Raw genomic sequence first — 26,717 nt, 5'->3', positions numbered from 1 at the left:
AGCCGCCACGACGTGCAACTCGTCGCCGGGTCAGGGGCGCGGCGGGCTCAGGATTCGAGCATCGCCCGGTTGAGGGATAGCAGCTGGTCGGTGAACATCCGCGCGCCGCCCTGGGCCGGGTGCCGGATCGCCGGCGCCTCGATGCCGGCCTCGGCGAGCGCGCCCTGCGCCTTGCGGCCGACGGCGACGACGGCCTCAATGCCGAGCGCCTCGATGAGCTCCAGAGCGACAGGGCCGCCCGCGCGCACCTCGGAGGAGCGCGGCGTGCGGTTCGTCTGCGGCTTCCCTGCCACGAAGGGGTGGTGCGGGTAGACCGGCCACGACAGCGGGAGCGGGCCCTGCCACTGCGCCATGGTCTGCCAGAAGACCCGGCTCGACGCCTCCCACGGCGCCTGCGGGTCCGCAGGCAGCTCGAGCCCCGGGAGCACCCCGGCCTCCACCTCGCGCACGGACGTGAACGGCACGCCGGTGACCGTCATCCCGCGCCAGCCGGGAGCCTCGCCGAGAAGCAAGACGGGCGCGTGCGGCAACTCCAGATAGCGCCGGAGGTTGCGCTCCCGCAGCCGCCCGAGCTCGTCGTCGCCGTACAGCAGCTCGGCGTCCGCGGGCTCCGGCACGGCCCGGATGAGGTCGAAGAAGCGGTCGAACACCACCCCAGGCTACGGCCGCACCGCCACCCGCGGGTGCGTCGTCGCGGCGAGCGCCCGATCCACCTCGGCCAGTGGGAAGGTCTCCCCCACCTGCTCGGCGAACGGGTAGCGCTGCCACGTCTCGGCGAGGAAGCGCACCGCCTGCTCAAGGTGACGCGGCGCGTAGTTGTGGACGCCGCGGATCGTGAGCAGGCGCCGCACGAGCTGCTCCGGCACGATCCCGAGCTCCGGACCGGGACACACCGACCCGACGAGCACGAGCACCCCGCCGACGTCGACCGCACCGAGCAGGGAGCGGACGGCGGACGGGTTGCCGGAGAGCTCCAGCGCGATCGTCGGCGCCGGCGCCCGGCCTCCCGCTTTCGCCAGCACGGAGGCGAGACCGGAGGGCGAGCCGGCGGCGGCGCGCGGGTCGGCCACGCCGACCGCGCCGAAGGCGAGCGCCGCCTCCCTGCGCTCGGGCAGCGGCTCGCTCACGACGACGCGGGCGCCGGCCTCCGTCGCCATCGCGGTGGCGGTGAGGCCGAGCATCCCGGCGCCGGCGACGAGCACGAGCGCGCCTTCCAGGGGGACGATGGCGGAGGCGGCCTCGAGGGCGGCGGCGACGGTCGCCGTCGAGCAGGAGGCCGGGGCGAGCACCTCGGCCGGCATGTCATCCGGGACGCGCACGAGCGGCGTCCCGTCGAGGATGTGGGTGTGCGTCGCGAACCCGCCGGACAGCTCCCAGCCGCGCCGCATCCGCTCGTGGCCGTACTTCTGCAGTCCGACGCACTTCTGCGGCAGGCCGCGCCGGCAGCGGGCGCAGCGTCCGCACGGCACGGCGACCGACCAGACGACGCGCTCGCCCAGCGAGACGCGGTGCCCGTCGGTCGTCTTCGCGCCGCCGCGGCCGAGGGCGACGACGCGGCCGACCTGCTCGTGGCCGAGCACCAGCGGGGCCTGCGCCTGCCGGTGGCCCAGCACGGTGTGCACGTCGGAGCCGCACACCGTCGCGAGCTCCACCTCCACCAGCACGTCCCCCGGCGCCAGGCGCACGCCGGGCACGGCGACCGCCTCATGGGCGTGCCCATCCCCCGGCCACACCATGGCCGTGGCGGACGGATACACGCTGACCCCCATCCCCAGGCGCGCCGGCGGCTCCACGACGCGCGGGGTCACCGCCTTGACCGTCACCGGGAGCCGAGCCCGGCGAGGTCGTGGTAGCCGAGGAGCTCGGGGAGGTCGGCGACGCTGGGCAGCACGGCGTCCGCGCCCGCGTCGAGCAGTGTGCGCTCGTCGTGCGCACCGGTGAGCACGCCGACGACGAGCCCGGCGCCCGCGGCGATGCCCGACGCGATGTCGGCCGGGGTGTCGCCGACGACGACCATCCCCTCGACGCTGGAGGCGCGGGTGCGCAGCAGGGCCGTCAGGGGCAGGTCGGGGAACGGGCGGGCGCGGCCGCCGTCGTCCGCGCTCAGCGTCACGTCGGCGAGGTCGCGCCAGCCCACGGCGTCGAGCACCGCGTCCTGGGCGGCCTGCGAGAGGCCGGTCACGAGGGCGACCTTGACGCCGGTGGCGCGGAGGAGACGGATGACGTCCTCGGCGCCCGGGACCGCGGCGAGCCCGCCGACGGCGGCGAGGTCGGCGTACGCGGACGAGAACACGGCGGCGGCGTGCTGCGCCTGGTCGTCGTCGCCCGTCAGAGTGCGGAACACCGCGAGAGGTGACCGCACGACGGCCTGACGCGCGAAGTCCAGGGCGTCCTGCCGGTCGGGCGCGGCCGGGGCGATGCCGGCGGCGTCGGCCGCGCGCTCGAAGGCCCGCTCCACCAGCCCGTCGTCCAGAAGGGTCGTTCCCGCGAGGGAGAGCACGACGAGCTCGAGGTCGGCGAGGTCGTCGTCCCGCCCGTCGTCGCCGCGGTCCTCCGCCCGCACGGCGGCGTCGTCGTCGAGGCCGTCGTCGAAGGCGTCCCAGTCCTCGTCGTCGGCGACGCCGGTCCCGAAGCCGGTCTTCTCGACGGTCAGGTCGTCGAACTCGCTGGTGATGCGGCCGTCAGGGGTCATGGTGGTGCCTTTCGTGCGGTGCGGCTAGCGGGCGCGGGCGGCAGAGCCCGCGGAGGTGAGGGAGCCGAGCGCGCCGGCGAACAGCTCGTCGACGACGCGGTCGGCGAGGCCGAGCCCGGTGGTCATGCCGATGCCGGCCGTCACCGAGACCACGCGGACGGCAGGGGCGGGCGAGGCGACGAGGAACTCGTCGGGCGCCGACGCGTACACGCCCTGCCAGCGCTCCCGGACGCGCAGCTCGGCGGTGCCGAACAGCTCACGCGCCTGCTCCAGCAGCAGCTCGAAAGCCCCCTCGAGCTGGAACGGCGATACGTCCTCGCTGCGGTGCTGCGTGCCCCCGGCGATCAGGGCGCCGTCGGCCCGCTGCGCGTACAGGTGATCTCCGTCGAGCGCGGCCAGCGCCGGCTGCTCGGCGGCGAGCCGGTCGCGCAGGGCGGAGGCGCTCGGCGTGCGGGCGAAGCCGGGGGAGCGGAGGAGCGACCAGCCGGTGAGCACGGGCGAGTCGAGCGGGCGGTCGAGGTCGGCCTCCAGCAGCAGCATGTCGACCGCGCAGCGCTGGATGCCGTGATCGTCGGCGAGGCCCGGGAACAGCTGGTCGAGGTCGTGATCGACGGCGACGACCACGGCGTCTCCAGCGAGCCGGCCGCGGGTGGTGTGGACGCGTCCCGTCTCCACGCCGACCGCCGCGGTCTGCCAGAAGAAGTCCACGCCGTGCGCATCGAGCCAGCGGGCGATCGCCGCGGCAGCCTCGCGCGGGTCCACCTGGAGGTCGGCGGGGAGGAAGGCGCCGCCGAGCGCGACGCCGTCGGCGACCGGCACCCGGTCGCGCACCTCGGCAGGCGTCAGGATGCGGGCGTCCTGCCCGCCGCGCCGCTCCCGGAACTCCTCGAGCACGGCCAGCTCGTCCTCCGCCCGGGCGACGACCACGGTGCCGGACTCCCGCAGCCAGAAGCCGGCCTCCGGCGCGAGCGTCAGCCACAGCTCGCGCGCGAGTTCCGCATACGCGCGGGCCTCGCCCTCCTGCCCGGTCACGCAGAGGTGCCCGGAATTTCGGACCGACGCCCCGGTGATCCCGGATGCGCGGTCCACCACGGCGACGGTCAGCCCACGGCGGAGGGCGGCCACGGCGTGCCCGAGACCGACGATGCCCGCGCCGACCACGACGAGGTCGTAGTGCCTGCCCATCCCGAGCCCCTCTCTCCGCTCCCTGCGACGCCGCAGCCGGCGCGCGCCTTCCGCGTCCACGCGGCCAGGGGCTGCCCGGGCGCACCGCCCGACCGGGGTCGACGGGCTCCGACGAGCACGCTACGCATCGCGCCCAACCCCCTGGTTACGCGCGGGTGAACGTTCGTCCAGCGACGGGTGTTGCACTTTTCGGGCGGTCGGCGCAGGATTGCAGCATGGTTGATGGCGACAACACCCGCGAGTTCGACCCCGACATCGTCACGGACTTCCGCGAGCGCATGTCGTACGGCTCCTATCTGGACCTCGGGACGCTGCTCAGCGCCCAGCGACCGGTGAGCCGTCCGCCGCATCACGACGAGCTGCTGTTCATCATCCAGCACCAGACCACCGAGCTCTGGCTGAAGCTCGTGCTGCACGAGCTGGAGTCGGCCCGCGACCTGCTGCGCGCGGACGACCTCTCGCCCGCCCTCAAACGCATCGCCCGCGTGAAGCACATCCAGCGCACCCTGACCGAGCAGTGGTCGGTGCTGGCGACGCTGACGCCCACCGAGTACGCGGAGTTCCGTGGGTTCCTCGGCAACTCGTCGGGCTTCCAGTCGTACCAGTACCGCGCGGTCGAGTTCGTGCTCGGCAACAAGAACCGCCGCATGCTGAGCGTCTTCGAGAGCGACCCCGCCGCTCACGCCCTGCTGGCCGAGCTGCTGGAGGCGCCCAGCATCTACGACGAGTTCCTGCGGTACCTCGCCCGCGCCGGCTTCGCGGTGCCGCCTGCGCTGCTGGAGCGGGACGTCACCCAGGCGCACGTCTTCGCCCCGGAGCTCGTCCCCGTCTTCCGCGAGATCTACGAGCACGCCGCGGACCACTGGCGCGAGTACGAGGCCTGCGAGGAGTTCGTCGACCTGGAGGACAACTTCCAGCTCTGGCGCTTCCGCCACCTGAAGACCGTTCAGCGCACGATCGGCATGAAGACCGGCACCGGCGGATCGACCGGGGCCGGCTTCCTGCAGAAAGCACTCGAGTTGACGTTCTTCCCCGAGCTGTACGCCGTGCGCACCGAGATCGGGACGCCCGCATGAGCGCGCCGGAGCCCGGCGCCGACACCTACGTCACGGTCGACGCCGTCTGGACCGGCCACCGCTTCCTCGGCGAGACCACCTTCCGCTGCGACGGCGAGCGCCTGCATCCGCTCGGCGACGACGACCCGGTCCCCGCGCGGGCGAACACGGACGGCCGCCACCTGCGCATCGACGGCACGCTGTTCCCGCGCCTGACCGACCACCACGTCCATCTCGGCCTGACCGACCAGCACGCGGTCTTCGCGGGCGGCGTCACGCACGCGATCGACCTCGGCTGGGTGCCGGCTGTGGCCGCGGGCTGGCTGACGGACGACCTCACCCGGCCCTCCGTCGCGATCGTCGGCTCGCTCCTCACCTGCAGGGGCGGCTACCCGGTCAACGCCGGGTGGGGGCCGCCGGGCTCCTCGACGGAGGTCGGCGGGGAGCGGGAGGCGCGGCTGGCGGTGCGGGCGAATGTCATGCTGGGAGCCTCCCGCATCAAGGTCACCCTCAACACCGAGGACGGTGAAACTGTGGATGACCGCGTCCTCCTCGGAATTGTGAGGGAGTCGCACGCCCAGGGCGTCCCGGTGACCGTTCACGTGCAGGGCGAGGGTCAGACCGCGCGCGCGATCGCGGCCGGCGCCGATCAGCTCGCGCACACACCGTTCACCGAGCGCGTCGACGACGACCTGATCGCCGAGTGCGTGCGCCGCGGCGTCACCTGGGTGAGCACGCTCGACATCCACGGCTGGGGCGAGCCGACCGAGCAGCACGGCATCGCCTCCGACAACCTCGGCCGGTTCGCGCGCGCGGGCGGCCATGTGCTCTACGGCACCGACCTCGGCAACGGCCCGCTCGCCGTCGGCGTCAACGCCCGGGAGCTGCGCGGGATGCTCGACGCCGGCGTTCCGGAGCACGCGCTGCTCCGCTCCATCGCCGGGCTGCGGCGCCCCGACGACGGCACTCCGCCGACCATCGGGGCCCGCCTGGCGCACATCCCGTCCGCGCCGCCGTCCGACCCGGACGCCCTGCCCGAGTGGCTGGCGACCGCCCGCGGCCTGACGGTCGCAGTTCTCGTCGCCGAGGCAGCACGTCCATGACCCGTCCGACCACCACCACCGGAGCACGAGCATGACCGACTTCGACCCCGCCCCGCCCGCCTCCCTCTCCCCCGACCCGCTCACCGCAGCGCGGGCGCTCGACGCGGCGGACCCGCTCGCCGCCTACCGCCGCCGCTTCGCCGGGATCGACGACGGCAGCAGCTCGGTCGTCGCCTACTTCGACGGCAACTCGCTCGGGCGCCCGACCCGCGCGAGCATCGAGCGCATCCACGACTTCCTGCTGAACGGCTGGGGCGGCCGCCTCATCCGCGGCTGGGACGAGGAGTGGATGGAGCTGCCCTTCACGATCGGCGACGACCTCGGCCGCGTCGCGCTCGGCGCGGCAGCCGGGCAGACGTTCGTCGGCGATTCGACGACCGTCCTGCTCTACAAGCTGGCGCGCGCGGCGGTCGACAGCCTCCCGGAGCGCAGCGAGATCGTGCTCGACACCGACAACTTCCCGACCGACCGCTACCTGCTCGACGGCATCGCGCGCGAGCGCGGACTGCGCCTGGTCTGGATCGAGGCGGACACCGAGGCCGGGGTCACCCCCGAGCAGGTCACCGCCGCGGTCGGCCCGCAGACTGCCCTGGTGGTGCTGAGCCACGTCGCCTACCGGTCCGGGTTCCTCGCCGATCTCGCAACGATCACCCGCATCGTCCACGACGCCGGCGCGCTCGTGCTGTGGGACCTCTGCCACTCCGCGGGCTCTGTGCCGGTCGAGCTGGACGCGGCCGAGGTCGACCTCGCCGTCGGCTGCACCTACAAGTACCTGAACGGCGGCCCCGGTTCGCCGGCGTTCGGCTATGTGAACGCGCGGCTGATCCCGCAGCTGACCCAGCCGATCCAGGGCTGGATGGGCGTGCGCGACGTCTTCCTGATGGGCCCGGAGTACCTCCCGGCCGACGGCGTCCGGCGCTTCCTCAGCGGCACGCCGCCGGTGGTCGGGATGCTCGCCATGCGCGACACCGTCGACATGATCGGCGAGGCGGGCATCGACGCGGTGCGCGCGAAGTCGGTCGCGCTGACCGAGTTCGCCGTCGCGCTGGCCGACGAGTGGCTGACGCCGCTCGGGGTGACGCTCGCCAGTCCACGCGACCCGGAGCGGCGTGGCGGCCACATCACCCTGAGCCACCCGGCCATGCGCCAGGTGACGGAGCTGCTCTGGCAGCAGGACGTCATCCCGGACTACCGCGACCCCGACGGTCTGCGTGTCGGCCTGTCGCCGCTCAGCACGAGCTTCGAGGAGGTCTGCGCCGGGATGGCGGCCGTGCGCGACACCCTGGGCGAGCTCCTCACGCATGACTGACGGTTCGGCCCGCGACGACCTGGAGGCGAGCAGCGGCAGCGCCGCGGCGCTCCTGCGGACCGTCGTCGGCAGCGTCCTGCGGCCCATCGGCGGGTGGATGAGCGCGGCCGGGGCGGTGCGGCTGATGGATGCGCTCGGCGTGCCCGCGCCGACCGCCCGCTCCGGCCTCGCCCGGCTGTGCTCGCGCGGGGTGCTCCGCCGCGAGCCGCGCGACGCCGTCGCCGGCTACGCGCTCGACCCTGCCGCCCTCCCGATGCTGGAGCGCGGGGACGCGCGCATCTTCGGCGAGCGCGTGGAGGCGTCCGCGTGGTGCCTGCTGTCGCTGTCGTTCCCGGAGCAGGGCCGCGGTGCTCGCGACCGGCTGCGTCGGAGGCTGGCCTCGCTGGGCTGCGGCACGGTGGCCGACGGGCTCTGGATCGCCCCCTCCGCGTTGGAGGAGGAGCTCGCGTCGGCGGTCGCCGGCCTCGGAGGCGCCACGCCTGCCGCAGGGGCCCCCGCCGTCGCTCTCTTCGCCGGCGCGCTCCCGCACGGCGACCTCGCCGCCGGGCTCGCCCGCTGGTACGACCTCGCCGCGATCCGGGCCGCGCACGACGGCTTCCTCGCCCGGTTCGGCCCGGCGGCGGCGACGCCGCCCGACGACGACGCCGACGCGTTCGCCCTCTGGATCCGCGTGCTCGACGAGTGGCGCGTCATCCCGTATCGCGACCCGGGCCTCCCCTCCGCCGCCCTCCCCGCCGACTGGCCCGGTGCCGCCTCCTCCGCCCTGTTCGGGAGGCTGAGAGCAGCGCTCGAGGAGCGCGCCGTCGCCCACGCGGCCGCGGTCGCCGCTCCGGAACCCGCGACCCTCTCCGCACGGTAGAATCGTGGGGAAACCCCACCCTTGTGGCCCGAGTGAGCGGAGTGTCCCCGTGCCCACCATCGTTGTTGAAGTGATGCCGAAGGCCGAGCTGCTCGACCCGCAGGGCAAGGCCGTCGCGGGCGCGCTCGCCCGCACCGGTCGTGGCCGGGTCACCGGCGTCCGCGTCGGCAAGCGCTTCGAGCTGAGCGTCGACGGTCCGATCGACGACGAGGTGCGCGCGACGGTGGAGGAGATCGCGGGCGAGATCCTGTCCAACTCCGTGATCGAAGACGTGGTGGGCATCCACTACCCCGCCGAGGTGGACGCCTGATGCGCATCGGCGTCATCACCTTCCCCGGTTCGCTCGACGACCGCGACGCGCTCCGCGCCGTGCGGCTCGCCGGCGCGGAGCCGGTCGCGCTCTGGCACGGCGAGCACGACCTGAAGGGCGTCGACGCCCTGGTGCTTCCGGGCGGCTTCTCCTACGGCGACTACCTGCGCTGCGGCGCCATCGCCTCCCTCTCGCCGATCATGACCGAGGTCGTGGACGCGGCGGGCAAGGGCATGCCGGTGCTCGGCATCTGCAACGGCTTCCAGATGCTCGCCGAGGCGCACCTCGTCGCCGGCGGCCTGATCCGCAACGACCACGGCAACTTCATCCGCCGCGACCAGCACCTGACCGTCGAGAACGCCGCCACCCCGTGGACGACCGGCTTCGAGCAGGGCCAGGAGATCGTCATCCCGCTGAAGAACGGCGAGGGCGGCTTCATCGCGTCGGCGGAGGAGCTGAACCGGCTCGAGGGCGAGGGGATGGTCGTCTTCCGCTACAAGGACGTCAACCCGAACGGCTCCCTCAACGACATCGCGGGCGTCCGCAACGAGCGCGGCAACGTGGTCGGCCTCATGCCGCACCCCGAGCACGCAGTCGAGCCCGGCTTCGGCCCCGACACCCACGAGGCGATGCGCTCCGGCACCGACGGCCTCACCTTCTTCACCTCCGTCATCCGCTCCGCCCTCGTCGAGGCCTGACGGCCCCAGCCAACAGCTCCTGAGTTCTTCGAGTCACGCCCGGCGTGTCGGTCGAAGAACTCAGGAGCTGTTGGCGTTGGGGCGGGGTCAGGCGCGGGACGGGACGGGGAGGCGCAGGCCGTGGCCGAGGGGGAAGAGCGCGTCGGCGGAGCCGCCCGGCTGGTCGGGAGCGTGCGCCTCGACGGCGGCCATCGAGGACGGGAGCTCGAGCGGCAGGCGTCCACGCGGCGGGATGCGGCCGGTGAGCGCGTCGAGCACGGCCGCGTCGCCCGCGCCGTAGACGCCGGCGAGCGCGACGACGCCCGGCATGTCCACGAACGGGGTCAGGATGGCGCCCCGGTCGAGGTTCACCACCAGGACCACCGGCGCCTGGGCGGCGATCGAGCGGATGCGCTCCACCTCGGCGGGCGGGAACTCCAGCGACCCCTGGTGGAACCACGCCTCCAGGAAGAGGTCGTCGCGGTGCTCCCACGGCGCGTTCACCCGCACCAGGGCGACATCCGCCTCGGCGGGTGAGCCGACGACCGTGCCGTAATCTGCGGCGATCTCGGGGTTCGCGCCGTCGACGTAGAGCCGCACGCCCTCGGCGATCGGCAGCGCCCCCTCGGCAACCTGCAGCAGCGTGAGCGACTCGGCTTGCGCGCGGCGCCCGGCCTCCTGGAAGTCGGCGCGCCCGACGATACGGGCCGCCTCCTCCTCGTCGACATAGGGGTCGTCGAACAGCCCGAGCCGGAACTTCACCGCGAGCAGCCGGCGCGCGGACTCGTCGATGCGCTCCTCCGAGACCCGGCCGGAGCGCACCAGCCCGAGCAGCAGGTCGACGCACTCCTCGCCGCCGAACTGGTCGGCGCCTGCCTGCAGGATGCGCAGCATGCGCTCCTCCGGGTCCAGCTCCTCCACGCCCCAGGCGCGCGCGGGGAGCACCTGGTCGCCGACGTGGTTGTCGTTCACCAGCTCCCAGTCGGTGACGACGACGCCGTCGTAGCCGAGCCTCTCCCGCAGCAGCCCGGTCACGATCTGCTTGTTGTAGCCGAAGCCGACCTCCTCGATCGGCTCGCCATCGAGCTCCAGCGCGACCGGCATCCCGTAGTACGGCATGATCGCGCTCGTGCCCTTGGCGATGGCGACGCGGAACGGCTCCAGGTGGTCTTCGAAGCGGCCCGCGGTGTAGGTCTGCTCGCGGCCGTAGGGGAAGTGCGCGTCCTCGCCGTCCTTCTGCGGGCCGCCGCCGGGGAAGTGCTTCGTCGTGCAGGCCACCGACTGCGGGCCGAGCTCCGGGCCGCCCTGCAGCCCGTCGAGGTACGCGCCGGCGAGCCGGGTGACGAGCTCCGGGTCGGCGCCGAGGGTTCCGGGCAGCCGGGCCCAGCGCGGCTCGGTCGCGAGGTCGACGGTGGGATGAAGCGCCGCGCGGATGCCGATGGCGCAGTACTCCTGGCGAACGATGTCCGCGAACCGGCGCGCGCCCTCCTCGTCGCCGATCGCGCCGAGGCCGAGCGGCTCGGGCCACTGCGACAGGTGCCCGGCGGAGAACGAGACGCCCGAGTTGTCGACGAACGCGTGGCGCGGGTCGGTGGAGACGGTGACCGGGATGCCGTGCGGCGTCTGCTCCGCCAGCTTCTGCAGCGCGTTGCTCCAGCGCGCAGAGAGCCGCGCATCCGGCAGCTGGTGGACGTTGAAGTGGTTCATCCGCTTGCCGACCACAACCGTGGAGGTGGGCGACTTGGAGATGTTGCCCGCGGTCTCGATGAGCGCGCCGTCCTGGCCCGCCTCGATCACGGTCTGGAACATCAGCCCGACCTTCTCCTCCAGGCTGAGCCGGGCGAGCAGATCGGCGACGCGGTCCTCGACCGGGAGGCGCGGATCCTCGTACGGATCCATCCGGCCGTTGCCGTTGAGGTCGCGGTAGAGCACTCCGTCGTCGGACGTGCGGTAGTCGGGGGTCACGCGTGGGTCTCCGTTCGGTGGGTGGTCGGTGCTGCGCCCGCTCCCGCGGGCAGGGTCAGGATGCGGTGGCCGCGCGGGCCGAGCACGGTCGGGCCGTCGCCGAGCGGCACGCCGTCGAACTCCGGCGCGACGGTCACGTCGTAGGGCGCGACGTTGACGGCGACGAGCGCCGCCTCGGTGTCGGCGGCGATCGGGACCGCGACGACCCCGGGCCGGTCGGCGTTCAGCTCGAGCCGGGGACGCGCGCCGGCGAGCGCCAGCAGGTCGCGCCAGAACCCCACGTGGACCGGGTAGTCGGCTCCGAGCAGCACGGCCACTCCGCCCCCGTCGAGCGAGACGCGGACCGCCGCCGGCAGGCCGCCGCCGCGCTCGCGGAGCAGCTCCTCACCCGCCCCGGCGAACAGCTGGGCTCCGCCGACGCGCACCTCGCGGGCGCCGTGCGCTGCGAGGGCGCCGACGGCACGGACGGTCGGGTGGTACTCCCCTGCGGCGTCGACCCGCTCGTCGGCGCGGCCGGCGTCGCGGACGCCCAGTGTGTCGGCGAGGACAGTGCACGGGCTGCCGTCGGCGTCGTGCTGCGGGAGGTCGCCGACGAGCAGCAGGCGCCCTCCCGTCTGGACGTGCCGGGCGAGGAACTCCTGCACCCCGCGCCCGAGCTCCGCCCCCGTGGCGAGCACGACGAGCTCGCGGTCGCGGCCCTCCCGCTCGTCGCGGGGCGCGGCCGCGCTCCAGGCGGGATCCGACCCTGCGGCCGCTTGAAGGTCGAGCGCGCCGAAGCTCCAGCCGCCGAGCACGAGCGCCCGGGCGAGCGTATGCCGGTCGCCGAAGCCGCGGTGCCGCTCGCGGTCGCGCACCTGCTCGGCGCGGCGACGGGCGGCGGGATGCGTGTACTCGGTCAGGTAGTGGTCGGCGACGAAGCCGAGCACGAGGTCGTCGGTCAGCTGCACGCCCTCGGCGAAGAGCCGTTCGTGGGCGAGCACGGCGGCGGTCGCCTCGGCGACTCCCGCGAGCGCGGGCGACGGCTCGCCTTCCGGCCCGATCGGCGCGGCGAACCCGTGCCGCTCCCCGGTGAAGCCGATGCGGTCGTCGCCGTCGCCGACCGGCCGCTCCAGCAGCGGGTTGATGCCGCCCGCGAACAGGTAGTAGTTGATCGCCCTGGTGCCCTGCGCGACGTCGAGCAGCGTCTTCAGCACCGTCGCGTCGGGGGAGGTGAGCGAGGCGAGGTCCTCGCCGTAGTCGCCGTCGCCCGCGTCGAACTCCAGCGCCGTGAGCGGCTGGTCGGGGCCGTGCACCGCGGAGGTGAAGGCGTTGCCGAGGTACAGGTCGGCGACGTTCTGGACGGTCAGCTCGCCCAGGTACATGTCCGTTCCGCCGGTCACGCCCTCCCTGCCGCGGTAGGCGGGCGCGAGCTGGCTGACGCCGATCGGGTAGGTGAGCCCGCGTCCCGCGCCCGTGCCGTGGATGTTGACCAGCAGCGGAGCGGTGACGCCGCGATCGCGCGCCCACCCCTCGAGGGTCTGGAGGTAGCGCGCGAACCGGTCGCGGGTGAACCGGGCGAGCTCGTGGTGGAGAGCGAGCTCGCCGTCGGTGCCGGCGGCGCCGCCGCGCGGGTCGACCTCCAGGCCCGACCACTCGGCGAACTCCCGCCGCGCCTGCTCGGTGAGGGTCGGCGTGTTCGAGACCCAGTCGAGCATGCCGACCTCGTTGTCCAGCTGCACCGCGATGACCGGGCCGCCGTACTCGCGCTGGCGGGAGACGAGCACGGGCAGCACGGCGTCGTACCAGCGCTCGGCCTCCGCCAGGAACGCGGGGGCGAGGTAGTCGACGGTGCGTGTGGTGGCGGGAGCGCCGTCCCAGCCCGTCGGGTGGATCTCGGGGTGCTCGCGCCGCAGCCGGTGCGGCAGCCCCTCGTTCTTGAGCTCCGCCATCTGGAACGGCCCCGGCCGGGCGATGAACCACAGCCCGTGCTCGGCGCACAGGTCGATGAAGGCGCCGAGGTCGCGCTCCGCACGCGTGTCGCCTGAGACATCCAGCGTTCCGTCGGGAAGCTCGTGCCAGATCCACGGGATGTAGCTCGCGACGGTGTTCAGACCGGCGTCGACGGCGGCCCGGATGCGGTCCTCCCAATCGCGCCGGGCCAGCCGGAAGTAGTGGATCTCGCCGGCGAGCACCACGCGCGGCTCGCCGTCGACCAGGATGCGGGAACGCTCCAGTCGGGTGGGGATGGGCATCGTCGGCCTTCCTCATCGGTGGGGGTTGTGATCGTGCGATCGGTGGCTTATGGTCGCTGTAACCGATTACTGCAACCGGTTACTGGCGAGACTACCAAAACGCCCGCAGAGGACAACCCCTCACCGCGTGCGCCGGTCTCCCGGCACACCGGCACCGACGAAGGAGTGGATGTGGGCAGCGGAAAGCGCGAAGGCGAGCGTCTCAACGTGCGCCAGATCGCGGAGCTGGCAGGCGTCTCGACCGCCACCGTCTCCCGCGTCTACCGCGGCATCGGGCAGGTCTCGCCCGAGATGCGCGAGCGCGTCTCCCGGGCGATCGCCGAGCACGGCTACCGTCCCAGCCACTTCGGGACGGCCCTCGCCAACCGCAGGAACGGCGCCCTCGGCATCGTCTTCCCCGGGCTCAGCGGCCCGTACTTCGGCGAACTGATCGAGGGCTTCGACCGCGCGGCCATCACCGCGGGCGTGAGCGTCAACATCCTCGGCACCCACGCCCTCCGCGACACCGCCGCCGACCTGACGGCGATGACAGAGCGCGTGGACGGCCTGGCCGTGCACGCGGGCGTGGTCGACGAGGAGACGATCCGCCGGCTGGCGGAGCTCGTGCCCGTCGTCATCATCGGGGGCGACCCCGACGGCTCCGGCATCCCGGAGGGCGCCCTGCAGGTGCGCAGCGACCACGAGCACATGCGCGACCTGGTCGACCACCTCATCCGCGACCACGGCCGCACGCGCCTGGTGTTCCTCGGGCGCCCGAGCGACTCGCCGGACATCCAGTCGCGCTTCGACCACTACGCCGAGGCGATGCGGGCGGCCGGCCTCGAACCGCCCGCGCCCGTGCACGCCTGGCTCACCCAGCCGGACGGCGTGCTCGCCGCCCCGCGCATCCTGCAGCAGTTCCGCGCGGGCGAGATCGACGGCGTCGTGTGCGCCAACGACGAGCTCGCGCTCGGCCTGATGTTCGCGCTGCTCGGCGAGGGCGTCGCGATCGGCAGCGAGCTCGCGATCACCGGCGTGGACGACGTGCCGATGGCCGGACTCGTCACGCCGGGGCTCACCACCCTCGCCAGGCCTCTCCGCGACCTTTCCGGCACGGCCGCCCGGCTGCTGCTCGACCTCATCGCCGGGCGGCCCGCCGAGAGCGAGGTCGTCCCCTCCCACGTCGTCCGCCGGAGCAGCTGCGGCTGCCCCTCGTAGCGGACGCGCATCCCACCGAATCCCCCACCTCAACACCGCACCACCAATCCCCCGACACAAGGAGGTGTCCACCATGGACCGACGACGCCCTCAAGCGAAGACCCGCAGGAGGCTCAGCGCGGTCGTGGCCGCAGCGGCGGTCGCCGCGCTGGCCATGACCGGTTGCTCCGGAACAGGCGAATCGAGCGCGGCAGGCGGCGACGGCCGCATCCCGATGCTCAACTTCGGCGGCTTCGGCGGAGGCTCCAACCCGAAGGAGAACTACAACCCCTACCTCGCCACCGCGCTGAGCGTCGGGAACTACCTCTACGAGCCGCTGATGATGCTCAACGAGTACTCCTGCAAGTACGAGCCGTGGCTCGCCACGAAGATGGACTGGAAGGACCCGTCGACGCTCGTCTACACGCTGCGCGACGGCGTGAAGTTCTCCGACGGCAAGCCGTTCACCGCCGACGACGTCGTCTTCACGTTCGACATGATCAAGAAGTACCCGGCGCTCGACACCCGCGGTGCGTGGGCGTCGCTGAAGTCGGTGGAGAAGACCGGCAGCGACAGCGTCACCTTCCACTTCGACGGGCCGGGCGCCAGCAGCCTGGTCGCGGTCAACAGCGTCCTGATCGTCCCCCAGCACCTGTGGTCGAAGGTCAAGGACCCGACGACGTACACGAACACGAAGCCGGTGGGCACCGGTCCGATGATGACCAGCACGTTCAGCCCGACCAAGCTCGTGCTGACGCGGAACCCCGGCTACTGGCAGGCCGACAAGATCAAGGTCGACAAGATCCAGTTCAACAACTCCGACCAGGGCCAGGTCGAGCAGCTGAAGCTCGCCCGCGGCGACTACGACTCCAACGCGATGTACATCCCCGACATCGACAAGTCGTACGTCGCGAAGGACCCGAAGCACAACAAGTACTGGTTCCCGGCCGGATCGCCGATCAGCCTGTACATGAACCTCGACAAGAAGCCGTTCGACGACCAGTCGTTCCGCGACGCGATCGCGAAGGCGATGGACAAGGACTCCATCGTCGAGGACGCCCAGCAGGGCTACGTGGAGAAGGCCAGCCAGACCAGCCTCGTGCTGCCGAACGCGAAGGACTGGCTGCCCTCCTCCATCCCGGATGACGGCTACATCTCCTACGACGTGAAGGCCGCGAAGGCCGAGCTCGACAAGGCCGGCTACAAGCTCGGCTCCGACGGGAAGCGCCTGGACAAGGAGGGCAAGCCGATGAGCTTCTCCATCCAGATCCCCGGAGGCTGGAACGACTGGATCCAGGCCGCGAAGATCGTGCAGAAGGACTTCTCGGCACTCGGCATCACCGTCGACATGCAGAACCCGACCTACGAGGTGCAGAACCAGAACCGCCTCACCGGCCAGTACGACCTCACCTTCGGCGTGCGCGGCGGCAGCTGCGACATGTACCGCAACTTCCTGGAGCCGCTGGCCAGCAGCGAGACCGCGCCGATCGGCGAGGCCGCGAAGACCAACGAGGTGCGCTGGCGCGACGACACCACCGACCAGCTGATCGACCAGCTGCGGCAGGAGCCCGACCCGGCGGCGCAGAAGAAGACCGTCGGCGAGCTCGCGACCATCATGTACGAGAAGAAGCCCTACATCCCGCTCTGGTACGGCGCCAGCTGGTTCGAGTACTCGACCAAGCGGGCGGTCGGCTGGCCGAGCGCGAGCGATCCGTACGCGAAGCCGAGCAACATGCCGATCATCCTCACCCACCTGACGCCGGCGAAGTAGGAGCCCGCCATGCGTTACTTCCTCCGGAGAGCGGGGTTCTTCGTCGCGACGCTGTGGGCGGCGGTCACCCTCAACTTCCTGATCCCCCGGCTGCAGCCGGGAGATCCGGCGGAGGCCATCGTGCGCAAGCTGGTCGGCCGGAACGCGTCCGTCGATCCGGCGCAGCTGCAGTCGGTGCGTCTCATGCTCGGGGTGAGCGACAAGAACCTCTTCCAGCAGTACCTCGACTACCTTGGCGCGATCGTCCGGGGCGACTTCGGGGTCTCGTTCACGTACTTCCCCTACAAGGTGACGGACGTGATCGCGCAGGCCATGCCGTGGACGATCGTGCTGGTGGGCGTGACGACCATCGTGTCGTTCGTGGTCGGCACTCTGCTCGGGTCGTGGGCGGCGTACCGCCGCGGCTCGCGCGTCGACTCCGTGCTGACCCTCGGCTCGACGTTCCTCGGAACGCTGCCGTTCTTCTGGATCGCCCTGATGCTGATCTTCCTGTTCTGCTTCACCTGGCAGGTGTTCCCGGAGTCCGGCGGCTACGGCGACACGACGCCGGGCTGGAACTGGCCGTTCATCGGCGACGCGATCTCCCACGCCGCACTCCCGATGATCGCGCTGCTCATCACCGGCCCGCTGGGCTGGATCCTGGCGATGCGCAACAACATGGTGCAGACGCTCGGCGAGGACTACTCGCGCCTGGCGAAGGCCAAGGGCCTCGGCGAGCGCACCATCGCGCTCACCTACGGGGCCAGGATCGCCATCCTGCCGTCGGTCACCGGCTTCGCGCTGGCGCTCGGCGGGCTGCTGGGCGGCACCATCCTGGTCGAGACGATCTTCAACTACCCCGGCCTCGGCCGGCTGCTCTTCGAGGCGGTCGGCAACAGCGACTACCCGCTGCTGCAGGCCATCTTCCTGCTGACGACCGTCGGCGTCCTGGTCGCGAACCTCGCGGCGGACGTGCTGTACGGCGTCCTGGACCCCCGAGTGCGAAAGGCGGCCACGGCATGAGCTCGGCGACCTCGATCCAGAACGAGCCGCTGGGCGTCGAGACCTCCGCAGTCCCGGCCCAGCGTTCCAACAACGCCGGCCGCGGCCCGCGCTGGTACGTCCTCCTGTGGCGCGACCCCAAGTGCCGCGTCGGGCTGGTGCTGCTCGCCGTGTTCGTGCTCGCGGCCATCCTTGCGCCGTGGATCGCGCCGTACGACCCGCGGGCGGCCGTCGGCGGCCCCAGCGAGGGCCCGAGCGGCGCGCACTGGCTCGGCACGACCGACAGCGGGGAGGACGTCTTCAGTCAGCTGATCTGGGGCGCCCGCACCTCGCTGCTCGTGGGCCTCGTCGCCGGTCTCATCTCCACCGCGATCGGCCTCATCATCGGCCTGGTCGCCGGGTACAGCCAGGGCATCGTGGATGAGATCCTCTCGTTCCTGACGAACCTCGCGCTGGTGGTCCCCGTGCTCCCATTGATCGTGACCCTGGCGTCGTATTCGCCGGTGCGCGGCATCGGGATGATCATCTTCGTCATCAGCATCACCGGCTGGGCGTACGGCGCGCGCATCAAGCGCTCGCAGGTCATCTCGCTCCGCACCCGCGACTACATCTCGGCGGCCAGGCTCGCCGGCGACAGCACTCCGCGCATCATCCTGCGCGAGATCATGCCCAACATGACCTCGCTCATCGTGGTCGGCTTCATGGGCGCGGCGCTCGGCGCGATCGGCGGGGAGGCGGGACTGTCGTTCCTCGGCCTCGGCGACCCGCAGACGGTCAGCTGGGGCGCGATGCTCAACCAGGCCAACATCGGCGGCGCGCTGCTCACCGGGCAGTTCGCCTGGCTGGTGGCCCCCGGCCTCGCGCTGGCGCTGCTCATCACCAGCTTCACCCTGATCAACTTCGGCATCGACACGCTGAGCAACCCCCAGCTGAGGGAGGGATGACCGTGGCACTCCTCGAGGTCACCGACCTGTCCGTCGTCTACCGTCCGCGCGACCACGCGCCGCACCACGCGGTCAAGGACGTCTCGTTCGCCATCGACGACGGCGAGTTCGTCGGGCTGGTCGGCGAGTCCGGTTCCGGCAAATCGACACTCGGCAACGCCGTGCTGCAGCTGCTGAGCCGCCCCGCGCACCAGGAGGGTGGGAGCGTCGTCTTCGACGGCCGCCGCCTCGACGGGCTGAACGACGACCAGCTGCGCGGCATCCGCTGGGTGTCGCTGTCGACGGTCTTCCAGTCGTCGATGAACTCGCTCAACCCGGTGCTGACCGTCGCGGCGCAGTTCAAGGACACCTTCACCGCGCACAAGCTCCCCGCCTCCCGCGACCGCGCCGCCGAGCTGCTGCGCATGGTCGACCTCGACCCGGAGGTGCTCGACAGCTACCCGCACGAGCTCTCCGGCGGGATGAAGCAGCGCGTCGCCCTCGCCCTGGCGCTCGCCCTCGGGCCGAAGCTGGTGGTGCTCGACGAGCCGACCACCGGGCTCGACGTGCTGGTGCAGCGTCGCATCCTGGACCGCCTGCGCGAGCTGCAGGCGCAGCTCGGGTTCGCGGTGCTGTTCATCAGCCACGACATGGGAACGGTGCTCGAGCTGAGCGACCGCGTGATGGTCATGCTCGACGGCGAGCTGGTCGAGCAGGGGACGCCGGCGGAGCTGCTGGCCGGCGCCCGGCACCCGTACACCGAGATGCTGCTGGATGCGTACCGTGTCAGCTCGGGCGGTGTCGCGAAGGCGCGGGCCGAGACGACCGAGGCGCCCATCCTGAGCATGGAATCGGTCGGCAAGACCTACCGGGTCGGCCGCGGCCGCACCAAGCGCAGCGTCACAGCGCTGCAGGACGTGTCGCTCACCCTGAGGCAGCGCACGGTCTCCGCGCTGGTCGGCCAGTCGGGCTCGGGCAAGTCGACGATCGCGCGACTGCTGCTCGGGATGGAGCGGCCCGACACCGGCTCGATCACTCTGACCGCGCCCGGGGCCTCACCGGTGTCGGTCGACTCGCTGCGCGGCGCCCGGCTGCGCGCCTACCGGGCGACGACGCAGCTGGTGTTCCAGGACCCGTTCTCCTCCCTCAACCCCGCCAGCACGGTCGCCTACACGCTGTCGCGGCCGCTGCGGAACTACGGCGGCGTCGCGCGCGGCGAGGTGAGGGAGCGGACGCTCGCCCTGCTCGAACAGGTCGGGCTCACGCCGGCCGAGCGCTTCATCGACAAGCTGCCGCACCAGCTCTCCGGCGGCCAGCGGCAGCGCGTGGTCATCGCGCGGGCCCTCGCCGCGGACCCGGTGGTGCTGATCGCCGACGAGCCTGTGTCGATGCTGGACGTGTCCATCCGCGCCGAGATCCTCGAACTGCTGAAGCGCCTGGTCGCCGACCGCGGCATCGCCATGCTCTACATCACCCACGACCTGCTCTCGGCCCGCGCGCTGGCCGACGACGTCACGGTGCTGGAGGGCGGCCGCGTGATGGAACAGGGCCCGGCCTCGCAGGTGATCGACAACGCCACCCACCCCTACACGCAGGAGCTCCTCGCAGCGATCCCCGACCCGTTCTCGCGCGTCCCCTGACGCCCTCCGCTGACCCCGCTCGCCGAGTTGCGCGTTGTGGCGGCTATTCGCCCGGAATAGCCGCCACAACGCGCAGTTCGGCATTTGGGAACCGCTGGGCCGGCCCGGGACACTACAGAGTGTGAGGGGAATCCAACTCGACGAGCCGGCAGTGCTCGAACGCGTGCGCGATGGTGACGCGGACGCGTTCGGCGCACTGTTCGATCTGCACCACGACCGCGTGTTCCGGCAGGCGATGCGGCTGACCGCGTCGCTGCACGACGCCGAGGACATCGTCGCCGTCGTCTTCCTGGAGGCCTGGCGGCGACGGGATGCGATGCGCATCGTCGACGGGTCGGTGGTCGCCTGGCTGCTGGTCACGACGAACTTCGTGTTCCGCAACTACGTGCGGGCGTCGCGGCGCTACCGGGAGGGGCTGCAGCAGCTGCCACCACCGGAGCATGCGCCGGACCACGCGGATTTCGTGGACGACCGCATCGACCGGGACACACGCCGCACCTCGCTGCGCGCCGCGCTCGCGCAGCTGCCCAAGCGCGACCAGGACATCCTCACCCTCTGCGTGCTGGAGGAGCTCAGCACCACCGAGGCCGCCGCCGCGCTCGGTGTCGCCCCCGGAACCGTGAAATCGCGCCTCTCCCGCGCCAAGGCACGCCTGACAGAACTCATGAACGGAGGGGAGCGATGAACGAGCCCACCTTCGACCCGCGCCGCAAAGCGGCGATCCGCGACCTCGTGGTCGCCAACGCCGACGCGCACCCCGGACGCGCCGGCGGACGCAAGCGCACCGCGCTCATCGCCACGCTCGTGGTGCTGGCGCTGTCGATCTCGGGAGGAACGGTCGCCTACGCCTTGGGCACCGGCCTGCTCGACCTGACTCCGGCCGCCGCGCCGACGGCGACGCCGACACCGACCCTCACCCCGACGCCGACGCCCGCACCGACACTCACACCGTCGGCGACGACCCCGCCGACGCAGGACCCCTCCGATCCGTCGACCTGGATCATCGGCTTCGACGGCATCGGGCCGGTCGGCGTAGGTGTCGACATCTCGACAGTGCCAGCACTTGTCCCCGGTTGGAGCGATCAGACCTACGATGTGTGTCGCGATCATCAGCGCGACCTCGTCGCTCCCGATGGGCTGGCTCTATCGGCGTTCAGGGGGGCGGACTCGACGCTCACCGATCAGCTCTACCTCGGGTACAACTTCACCGCCAACGGTGACCGCGAGCTTGCCACGCCAAGGACCGCAGAGGGCATCGGCGTGGGGTCCACTCCCGACGAGCTCCTGGCGGCGTACCCGGGCATCGAGAAGACCGGCGAGTACGGCGATGTCGTGAGCTACTACGGCATCGGCAATGGCAGCGGCACCTGGATCGTCTTCGCGGTTCTCGAGGGGAAGGTGGGAGGTATCCAGGTCGGGCCGTCGAAGACCATCCCCTCGGAGTTCTGCCCCGCGTGACCCCACCGGCACGCCCGGTAGACTGGAGCCCATCCCCCGCCTGCCCCGCCCAGCCAGGAGTGCCCGCGTGACCGACACCACCACCACGCACGTCGTCGACACCGTCGCGAACGCGATCGAGACCCCGGAGCGGGAGCAGCCGTTCGCGGCGCTCGGGCTCAAGGAGGACGAGTACGCCCGCATCCGCGAGATCCTCGGCCGCCGCCCCACCAGCGGCGAGCTGGCGATGTACTCGGTGATGTGGTCGGAGCACTGCTCCTACAAGTCGTCGAAGATCTACCTGCGCCAGTTCGGCCAGAAGGTCAGCCCGGCGATGAAGAAGAACCTCATGGTCGGCATGGGCGAGAACGCCGGCGTGGTCGACGTCGGCGAGGGCTGGGCGGTCACCTTCAAGGTGGAGTCGCACAACCACCCCTCGTACATCGAGCCGTTCCAGGGCGCCGCCACCGGCGTCGGCGGCATCGTGCGCGACATCATCTCGATGGGCGCGCGTCCCGTCGCGGTGATGGACCAGCTGCGCTTCGGCGCCATCGACAACCCGGACACCGCTCGCGTCGTGCACGGCGTCGTCTCCGGCATCTCGTTCTACGGCAACTGCCTGGGCCTTCCGAACATCGGCGGCGAGACCTACTTCGACCCGGTGTACCAGGGCAACCCGCTGGTCAACGCGCTCTCGGTCGGCGTGCTCCGCCACGAGGACCTGCACCTGGCCAACGCGTCCGGCGAGGGCAACAAGGTCGTGCTGTTCGGCGCGCGCACCGGCGGCGACGGGATCGGCGGGGCCAGCATCCTCGCGTCCGACACGTTCTCCGCGGGCGGCCCGACCAAGCGCCCGGCCGTGCAGGTGGGCGACCCGTTCGCCGAGAAGGTGCTCATCGAGTGCTGCCTCGAGCTGTTCCGCGACAAGCTGGTCGAGGGCATCCAGGACCTGGGCGCCGCCGGCATCTCGTGCGCGACCAGCGAGCTGGCGTCCAACGGCGACGGCGGGATGTTCATCGAGCTCGACAAGGTGCTGCTGCGCGACCCGAGCCTCACGGCGGAGGAGATCCTCATGTCGGAGAGCCAGGAGCGCATGATGGCGGTCGTCAAGCCCGAGCTGCTCGACGCCTTCCTCGCCGTGACCGCCAAGTGGGACGTCGAGACGAGCGTGCTCGGCGAGGTCACCGAGACCGGGCGTCTCGTCATCAACTGGAAGGGCGAGGAGATCGTCAACGTCGACCCCCGCACGGTCGCGGTCGACGGCCCGGTGTACGAGCGGCCCGTGGCCTACCCGACGTGGATCGACGCCCTCCAGGACGACTCGGCCTCCGTGTTCGCCCGGCCCACGACCGGCGACCAGCTGCGCGAGCAGACGCTCGCCCTCCTGGGCAGCGCCAACCTGGCCGACAAGGGCTGGGTCACCGACCAGTACGACTACTTCGTCGGCGGCAACACGGCGCTCGCCTTCCCCGACGACGCGGGCATGATCCGGGTCGACGAGGAATCCGGCCTCGGCTTCGCCATCGCGACGGACGCCAACGGCCGCTACTGCCAGCTCGACCCGAAGCAGGGCGCACAGCTCGCCCTCGCCGAGGCGTACCGCAACGTCGCCGCCTCCGGCGCCGTCCCGGTCGCGGTCACCGACTGCCTCAACTTCGGCAGCCCGGAGAACCCCGAGGTCATGTGGCAGTTCTCGCAGGCGGTCGAGGGCCTCTCCGACGCCTGCCTGGAGCTCGAGATCCCGGTCACCGGCGGCAACGTGTCGTTCTACAACCAGACCGGCGACACCCCCATCTTCCCGACGCCCGTCGTCGGCGTGCTCGGCGTGATCGACGACGTCGCGCGCCGCATCCCGAGCGGCTGGCAGGACGAGGGCGAGAACATCTACCTCCTCGGCATCACCCGCGAGGAGCTGGACGGCTCGGCGTGGGCGGGCACCATCCACGGCCACCTGGGCGGTCACCCGCCGGCGGTCGACCTCGCCGCCGAGCGCTCGCTCGCCGAGGCGCTGCACGCGGCCGCGCAGGAGGGGCTCATCTCGTCGGCGCACGACCTCGCCGACGGCGGCCTCGCGCAGGCCCTGGCCGAGAGCGTCATGCGGTTCGGCGTCGGCGCCCGCGTCTGGCTGACCGAGATCGAGGAGCGGGACGGTGTGGACGCGGCGACCGCGCTCTTCTCCGAGTCGACCGCCCGCGTGATCGTGAGCGTGCCGCGCGAGGACGACGTGAAGTTCCGCGGTCTGTGCGAGGGACGCGGCATCCCGGTTCTCCGCATCGGCGTGACGGACGCCGAGGTCGGCGCCCAGCCGGTGCTCGAGGTGCAGGACCTCTTCACGATCGGCGTCGAGGAGCTGCGCGGCGTGCACCGCTCCACCCTCCCCGAGCACTTCGGCCCGACGGTCGCCTGACCACCCGTCAGCTCCTGAGTTCTTCGACCGCGCACCGGCGTGCCGGGTCGAAGAACTCAGGAGCGGACGGCGCGATACGGTGAGGGCATGACACGGGCGCGCCGGACGGCGGGGATCATCGGAGGAGTGGTCGCCGCTGCGGGCGTCGCGGCCGGGATCGCGCGGGCCACGCCGTGGCCGTCGGCGCTCGTGATCCGCAGCGTGTTCGAGAAGGGCGCCGCCGAGACGGTCGCCGAGATGGAGCCGTTCGTCCCGACCAGCGGCGTGACCGCGCAGACCGGGCTGCGGTACGCGCCCGGCTCGCCCGACACGACGTTCGACCTGTTCCGGCCGGAGGGCGAGAAGGGGCCGCTGCCGGCCGTCGTGTGGATCCACGGCGGCGCGTGGATCTCGGGCGCCAGCAAGGACGTCGACCCGTACCTGCGCATCCTCGCCTCGCACGGCTACGCGACGGTCGGGCTCGACTACACGCTCGGGCCGGAGGCGTCGTACCCGACCGCGGTCGAGCAGCTGAACACGGCCCTCGCCTACCTCGACGCCCACGCGGACGAGCTCGGGATCGACCGGGAGCGCATCGTCCTCGCCGGCGACTCGGCCGGGTCGCAGCTCGCCAGCCAGCTGGCCGTGCTGACGACGAGCCCGGAGTACGCGCACCTGCTCGGCATCCGGCCGTCGCTGCGGCGCGAGCAGTTGTCCGCCATCCTGCTCAACTGCGGCGTGTACGACCTGGGGGCGCTGTCGACGCTGAACGGCATCCTCGCCTGGGGCTTCAAGACGGCGCTCTGGTCGTACAGCGGCGACAAGGACTGGTCGCAGACCTACGTCGGCTCCACGATGTCCACCCTCCGGCACGTCACCGGCGACTTCCCGCCCACCTACATCTCCGGCGGCAACGGCGACGGCCTCACCTGGTCGCAGTCGGTGCCGATGGCGACGACGCTGCGCGGCAAGGGGGTGGAGGTGACGGAGCTGTTCTGGCCGGCCAACCACGAACCGCAGCTGCCGCACGAGTACCAGTTCCACCTGAAGTTCGCCGAGGCGCACGAGGCGCTGGACGCGACCCTCGCGTTCCTGAAGCGGCACGCCTAACGCGCGGCGGCCTCCCGCGCGGCGAGCTCGGCCTGCCGGCGGGTGAACAGGCGCACGCGCTGCTGGGTCAGCAGGATGCCGGCCAGCACGATCGCCGCGCCGACGGGCTCGTTCCAGGTGAGGTGCTCGCCGAGCACGAGGATGCCCAGCGCCACGCCCACCACCGGCGTGACGTACGTGACGCCCGACGTGGCGGTCGGGCCCCACGCGCGCAGCACGTTCATGTTCCAGATGTAGACGACGCCCGTGCCGAGCGCGCCGAGCGCCAGCAGCGACAGCAGCACCGGCCAGCTGAACGAGATCGGATGCCACGCGACCACCGGCGTGAGCAGCACCATGATGACGGCGGCGAGCCCGATGTTCAGGAAGGCGCTCGCGGTCGCGGACACCTCGCGCGGGCTGATGAACCGGCGGATGTAGCCGAAGCTGAACCCGTAGCACGTCACCGCGCCGAGGCACGCGAGCTGGCCCCAGAGGCTGCCGGCGAGCGCATCCACCGCCCACGGGCCGACCACGACGATGACGCCGACGACCCCGACCAGCACGCCGAGCACCTGGTCTCGGTTGAGCTTCTCGACCCGGAACGCGGCAGTGGCCAGGATCGCGGTGGTGATCGGCGTCACGGCGTTGTAGATGCTCGCGAGGCTGGAGGAGACGTACTGCTCCGCCCAGGCGAACAGCAGGAACGGGATGACGCAGTAGGTGACCGCGACGACGGTGAAGTGCAGCCAGACGATCGGCTCGCGCGGAAGCCGCACCCGCGTCACGAGCGCGATCACGCCGAGCGTCGCCGCCCCGAAGACCAGCCGCGCCCACGCCACCTGGCCGAACGAGACGCCCTCGAGCGCCACCTTCATGAACAGGAAGCTGGCGCCCCAGATGAGCCCCATGGCGGCGAACTGCACGGCGATCTTCACGTTTCGACGCTAGCGGGAGCCACCGACGGGGCGCGTGCGGAAATCGGACACGAATGGATGAGATCCGGCCACCGCGGATTTGGTAGCGTTCCCGGAGGGCTACACGGACTGCGCCGACAACCTCTACGTTGACCCCATGAGTGAACGAACCATCGAGTTTGGAGTGGACATCTCCACCACTCCGTTGGAGAGGCTCGCGCGTGCAAAAGAACGCGCCAGGGAGACGCTCGAGATCGCCCAGAGGTGGAACCGTGGCGATCACGTCTCTCCTGCATGGACGCAGCTAGACCCACAGACGTTCGTTCTATATCTAGATATTGACGAACCTGCGCCCGTGCGGCAGCTTTCCCTCACGATGAGTGAGGCCCTCCATCACGCTCGCGGAGCCCTTTCTAGTTTCGCGTGGGAGCTTTCGTCACTATCGGGCGCTGGACTCTCGAGGCGAAACAAGGTCTCTTTTCCGGCTGCCCTGTCGGTTGACTCTTGGGACAAGGTCGCGCCCGCCTTGTCTGCAATCCCACCCGAATTGGTTGCTCGAATCCGCCAAGTCCAGCCGTTCCAGTATGTCGAGCAGCCAGCCGCAGATGCCCTCGCGGTGCTGGCACGCCTGAACAACCTCGATAAGCATGCCGACCTGGTATCTGCCGCACCAATCCACACGGGCTCGGACTATCAGGTCGCACTGAGGCGAGCTGGCGCAGGCGACTTTGGTATCGAATTCGAGCAGCACGAACTCGATCTCGAATCCGGAGGCACTTATGTCACAGCTCGCACCGCTATCCCGATGGCTATTCAGGACCCTCTCAGCGGAGCCGAGGTGCGCTGGGACTGGGGTGTGACCGGGCACGCGCCAGATGGGGCCTACACCCCCCTCGGCCAGGTTGAAGCAGCGATCCACTCCCTAGAGGACGTAATGCAGCACGTCTGCACTGGAACGACAAGAGGCCTTGAGTCGTACCCGCTCTAGGCATGGATGAGATCCGGCCACCG

23 protein-coding genes are annotated in these 26,717 nt (G+C 71.6%); 16 read left to right on the top strand and 7 right to left on the bottom strand.

The annotated features are described in order from the left end of the window. Positions 1-47 precede the first annotated feature (47 nt). From P5G59_RS07455 to P5G59_RS07440, 4 genes are read right to left on the bottom strand one after another with little or no spacing between them, the layout of a single operon-like run. Positions 48-650 carry a uracil-DNA glycosylase gene (locus tag P5G59_RS07455; RefSeq protein ID WP_301217504.1) on the bottom strand — a complete coding sequence of 201 codons (603 nt, stop codon included), beginning with the start codon at positions 648-650 and terminating at the stop codon, positions 48-50. Between the two features lie 9 nt (positions 651-659). Continuing rightward, entirely contained in the window at positions 660-1,808 is a 1,149-nt protein-coding gene (locus P5G59_RS07450; RefSeq protein ID WP_301217502.1) for a zinc-binding dehydrogenase, read from the bottom strand. Positions 1,809-1,819: 11 nt separating this feature from the next. Beyond that, positions 1,820-2,692, bottom strand: coding sequence for an HAD family hydrolase (locus tag P5G59_RS07445; RefSeq protein ID WP_301217500.1), 873 nt, complete (start codon positions 2,690-2,692; stop codon positions 1,820-1,822). A 24-nt stretch (positions 2,693-2,716) separates the two neighbouring features. Beyond that, entirely contained in the window at positions 2,717-3,877 is a 1,161-nt protein-coding gene (locus P5G59_RS07440; RefSeq protein WP_301217498.1) for a TIGR03364 family FAD-dependent oxidoreductase, read from the bottom strand. A gap of 215 nt (positions 3,878-4,092) precedes the next feature. Here P5G59_RS07440 and kynA point away from each other — a divergent pair, with 215 nt between their 5' ends. Genes kynA through purQ form a run of 6 tightly spaced genes read left to right on the top strand, consistent with a single transcriptional unit; the run spans position 4,093 to position 9,211 of the window. Next, entirely contained in the window at positions 4,093-4,953 is an 861-nt protein-coding gene (gene kynA / locus P5G59_RS07435) for a tryptophan 2,3-dioxygenase (RefSeq protein WP_301217497.1), read from the top strand. Next, the gene (locus P5G59_RS07430) at positions 4,950-6,035 is read left to right on the top strand and encodes an amidohydrolase family protein (RefSeq protein WP_301217495.1); all 1,086 of its coding nucleotides are present in this window, start codon (positions 4,950-4,952) and stop codon (positions 6,033-6,035) included. Before kynA ends, P5G59_RS07430 begins: the two co-directional genes overlap by 4 nt. Before the next feature lie 31 nt (positions 6,036-6,066). Further along, positions 6,067-7,344 carry a kynureninase gene (locus P5G59_RS07425; RefSeq protein WP_301217493.1) on the top strand — a complete coding sequence of 426 codons (1,278 nt, stop codon included), beginning with the start codon at positions 6,067-6,069 and terminating at the stop codon, positions 7,342-7,344. Further along, positions 7,337-8,203 (top strand): PaaX family transcriptional regulator, encoded by an 867-nt coding sequence (locus tag P5G59_RS07420; RefSeq protein WP_301217491.1) that lies wholly within the window; start codon positions 7,337-7,339, stop codon positions 8,201-8,203. Before P5G59_RS07425 ends, P5G59_RS07420 begins: the two co-directional genes overlap by 8 nt. A gap of 49 nt (positions 8,204-8,252) precedes the next feature. Continuing rightward, positions 8,253-8,513, top strand: a complete 261-nt coding sequence (gene purS, locus P5G59_RS07415; protein WP_301217489.1) for a phosphoribosylformylglycinamidine synthase subunit PurS — start codon at positions 8,253-8,255, stop codon at positions 8,511-8,513. Then, positions 8,513-9,211, top strand: coding sequence for a phosphoribosylformylglycinamidine synthase subunit PurQ (gene purQ, locus P5G59_RS07410; RefSeq protein WP_301217487.1), 699 nt, complete (start codon positions 8,513-8,515; stop codon positions 9,209-9,211). Before purS ends, purQ begins: the two co-directional genes overlap by 1 nt. An 87-nt stretch (positions 9,212-9,298) precedes the next feature. Here purQ and P5G59_RS07405 read toward each other — a convergent pair whose 3' ends face one another. Continuing rightward, positions 9,299-11,155, bottom strand: a complete 1,857-nt coding sequence (locus P5G59_RS07405) for a glycoside hydrolase family 3 protein (protein ID WP_301217485.1) — start codon at positions 11,153-11,155, stop codon at positions 9,299-9,301. After that, positions 11,152-13,386, bottom strand: a complete 2,235-nt coding sequence (locus P5G59_RS07400) for a beta-galactosidase (RefSeq protein WP_301217483.1) — start codon at positions 13,384-13,386, stop codon at positions 11,152-11,154. The genes P5G59_RS07405 and P5G59_RS07400 overlap by 4 nt, the downstream gene beginning before the upstream one ends. Before the next feature lie 171 nt (positions 13,387-13,557). On the opposite strand from P5G59_RS07400, the gene P5G59_RS07395 reads away from it, so the two are divergent. From P5G59_RS07395 to P5G59_RS07355, 9 genes are all read left to right on the top strand, one after another. Continuing rightward, positions 13,558-14,583 carry a LacI family DNA-binding transcriptional regulator gene (locus P5G59_RS07395; protein WP_301217481.1) on the top strand — a complete coding sequence of 342 codons (1,026 nt, stop codon included), beginning with the start codon at positions 13,558-13,560 and terminating at the stop codon, positions 14,581-14,583. A 73-nt stretch (positions 14,584-14,656) separates the two neighbouring features. Beyond that, a complete protein-coding gene (locus P5G59_RS07390; protein WP_301217479.1) occupies positions 14,657-16,333 on the top strand; it encodes an ABC transporter substrate-binding protein in 1,677 nt (558 codons plus the stop codon). A 9-nt stretch (positions 16,334-16,342) separates the two neighbouring features. Further along, complete coding sequence (locus P5G59_RS07385; protein ID WP_301217477.1) at positions 16,343-17,335, top strand: ABC transporter permease; 993 nt, start codon at positions 16,343-16,345, stop codon at positions 17,333-17,335. Next, positions 17,332-18,258: an ABC transporter permease gene (locus tag P5G59_RS07380; RefSeq protein ID WP_301217475.1), complete on the top strand. Its 927-nt coding sequence runs from the start codon at positions 17,332-17,334 to the stop codon at positions 18,256-18,258. The genes P5G59_RS07385 and P5G59_RS07380 overlap by 4 nt, the downstream gene beginning before the upstream one ends. Continuing rightward, positions 18,255-19,877 (top strand): ABC transporter ATP-binding protein, encoded by a 1,623-nt coding sequence (locus tag P5G59_RS07375; protein WP_301217473.1) that lies wholly within the window; start codon positions 18,255-18,257, stop codon positions 19,875-19,877. The genes P5G59_RS07380 and P5G59_RS07375 overlap by 4 nt, the downstream gene beginning before the upstream one ends. A 121-nt stretch (positions 19,878-19,998) precedes the next feature. Then, complete coding sequence (locus P5G59_RS07370) at positions 19,999-20,562, top strand: RNA polymerase sigma factor (RefSeq protein WP_301217471.1); 564 nt, start codon at positions 19,999-20,001, stop codon at positions 20,560-20,562. Beyond that, a complete protein-coding gene (locus tag P5G59_RS07365; protein WP_301217469.1) occupies positions 20,559-21,335 on the top strand; it encodes a hypothetical protein in 777 nt (258 codons plus the stop codon). Before P5G59_RS07370 ends, P5G59_RS07365 begins: the two co-directional genes overlap by 4 nt. 67 nt (positions 21,336-21,402) lie before the next feature. Then, positions 21,403-23,721 carry a phosphoribosylformylglycinamidine synthase subunit PurL gene (purL, locus tag P5G59_RS07360; RefSeq protein ID WP_301217467.1) on the top strand — a complete coding sequence of 773 codons (2,319 nt, stop codon included), beginning with the start codon at positions 21,403-21,405 and terminating at the stop codon, positions 23,719-23,721. A gap of 87 nt (positions 23,722-23,808) precedes the next feature. Next, positions 23,809-24,810, top strand: a complete 1,002-nt coding sequence (locus tag P5G59_RS07355) for an alpha/beta hydrolase (protein ID WP_301217465.1) — start codon at positions 23,809-23,811, stop codon at positions 24,808-24,810. On the opposite strand, the gene P5G59_RS07350 is transcribed toward P5G59_RS07355, so the two are convergent. Then, the gene (locus tag P5G59_RS07350; RefSeq protein ID WP_301217463.1) at positions 24,807-25,727 is read right to left on the bottom strand and encodes a DMT family transporter; all 921 of its coding nucleotides are present in this window, start codon (positions 25,725-25,727) and stop codon (positions 24,807-24,809) included. The genes P5G59_RS07355 and P5G59_RS07350 overlap by 4 nt on opposite strands. Positions 25,728-25,863: 136 nt before the next feature. Here P5G59_RS07350 and P5G59_RS07345 point away from each other — a divergent pair, with 136 nt between their 5' ends. Beyond that, entirely contained in the window at positions 25,864-26,694 is an 831-nt protein-coding gene (locus P5G59_RS07345; RefSeq protein ID WP_301217461.1) for a hypothetical protein, read from the top strand. Positions 26,695-26,717: the final 23 nt, after the last annotated feature.

Origin of the sequence: Leifsonia virtsii (assembly GCF_030433675.1) — a bacterium.
Taxonomy (GTDB): Bacteria; Actinomycetota; Actinomycetes; order Actinomycetales; family Microbacteriaceae; genus Leifsonia; species Leifsonia virtsii.
The sequence above is the reverse complement of the archived record's forward strand: the minus strand, read 5'-3'. Positions and strand labels throughout refer to the sequence as shown.

What these genes read in the sequence shown, in the direction of transcription:
- P5G59_RS07445 (WP_301217500.1), bottom strand. Translation starts at nt 2,692, where the DNA reads ATGACCCCTGACGGCCGCATCACCAGCGAGTTCGACGACCTGACCGTC.
- P5G59_RS07440 (WP_301217498.1), bottom strand. Translation starts at nt 3,877, where the DNA reads ATGGGCAGGCACTACGACCTCGTCGTGGTCGGCGCGGGCATCGTCGGT.
- kynA (WP_301217497.1), top strand. Translation starts at nt 4,093, where the DNA reads ATGGTTGATGGCGACAACACCCGCGAGTTCGACCCCGACATCGTCACG.
- P5G59_RS07430 (WP_301217495.1), top strand. Translation starts at nt 4,950, where the DNA reads ATGAGCGCGCCGGAGCCCGGCGCCGACACCTACGTCACGGTCGACGCC.
- P5G59_RS07425 (WP_301217493.1), top strand. Translation starts at nt 6,067, where the DNA reads ATGACCGACTTCGACCCCGCCCCGCCCGCCTCCCTCTCCCCCGACCCG.
- P5G59_RS07420 (WP_301217491.1), top strand. Translation starts at nt 7,337, where the DNA reads ATGACTGACGGTTCGGCCCGCGACGACCTGGAGGCGAGCAGCGGCAGC.
- purQ (WP_301217487.1), top strand. Translation starts at nt 8,513, where the DNA reads ATGCGCATCGGCGTCATCACCTTCCCCGGTTCGCTCGACGACCGCGAC.
- P5G59_RS07400 (WP_301217483.1), bottom strand. Translation starts at nt 13,386, where the DNA reads ATGCCCATCCCCACCCGACTGGAGCGTTCCCGCATCCTGGTCGACGGC.
- P5G59_RS07390 (WP_301217479.1), top strand. Translation starts at nt 14,657, where the DNA reads ATGGACCGACGACGCCCTCAAGCGAAGACCCGCAGGAGGCTCAGCGCG.
- P5G59_RS07385 (WP_301217477.1), top strand. Translation starts at nt 16,343, where the DNA reads ATGCGTTACTTCCTCCGGAGAGCGGGGTTCTTCGTCGCGACGCTGTGG.
- P5G59_RS07380 (WP_301217475.1), top strand. Translation starts at nt 17,332, where the DNA reads ATGAGCTCGGCGACCTCGATCCAGAACGAGCCGCTGGGCGTCGAGACC.
- P5G59_RS07375 (WP_301217473.1), top strand. Translation starts at nt 18,255, where the DNA reads ATGACCGTGGCACTCCTCGAGGTCACCGACCTGTCCGTCGTCTACCGT.
- P5G59_RS07365 (WP_301217469.1), top strand. Translation starts at nt 20,559, where the DNA reads ATGAACGAGCCCACCTTCGACCCGCGCCGCAAAGCGGCGATCCGCGAC.
- P5G59_RS07355 (WP_301217465.1), top strand. Translation starts at nt 23,809, where the DNA reads ATGACACGGGCGCGCCGGACGGCGGGGATCATCGGAGGAGTGGTCGCC.
- P5G59_RS07345 (WP_301217461.1), top strand. Translation starts at nt 25,864, where the DNA reads ATGAGTGAACGAACCATCGAGTTTGGAGTGGACATCTCCACCACTCCG.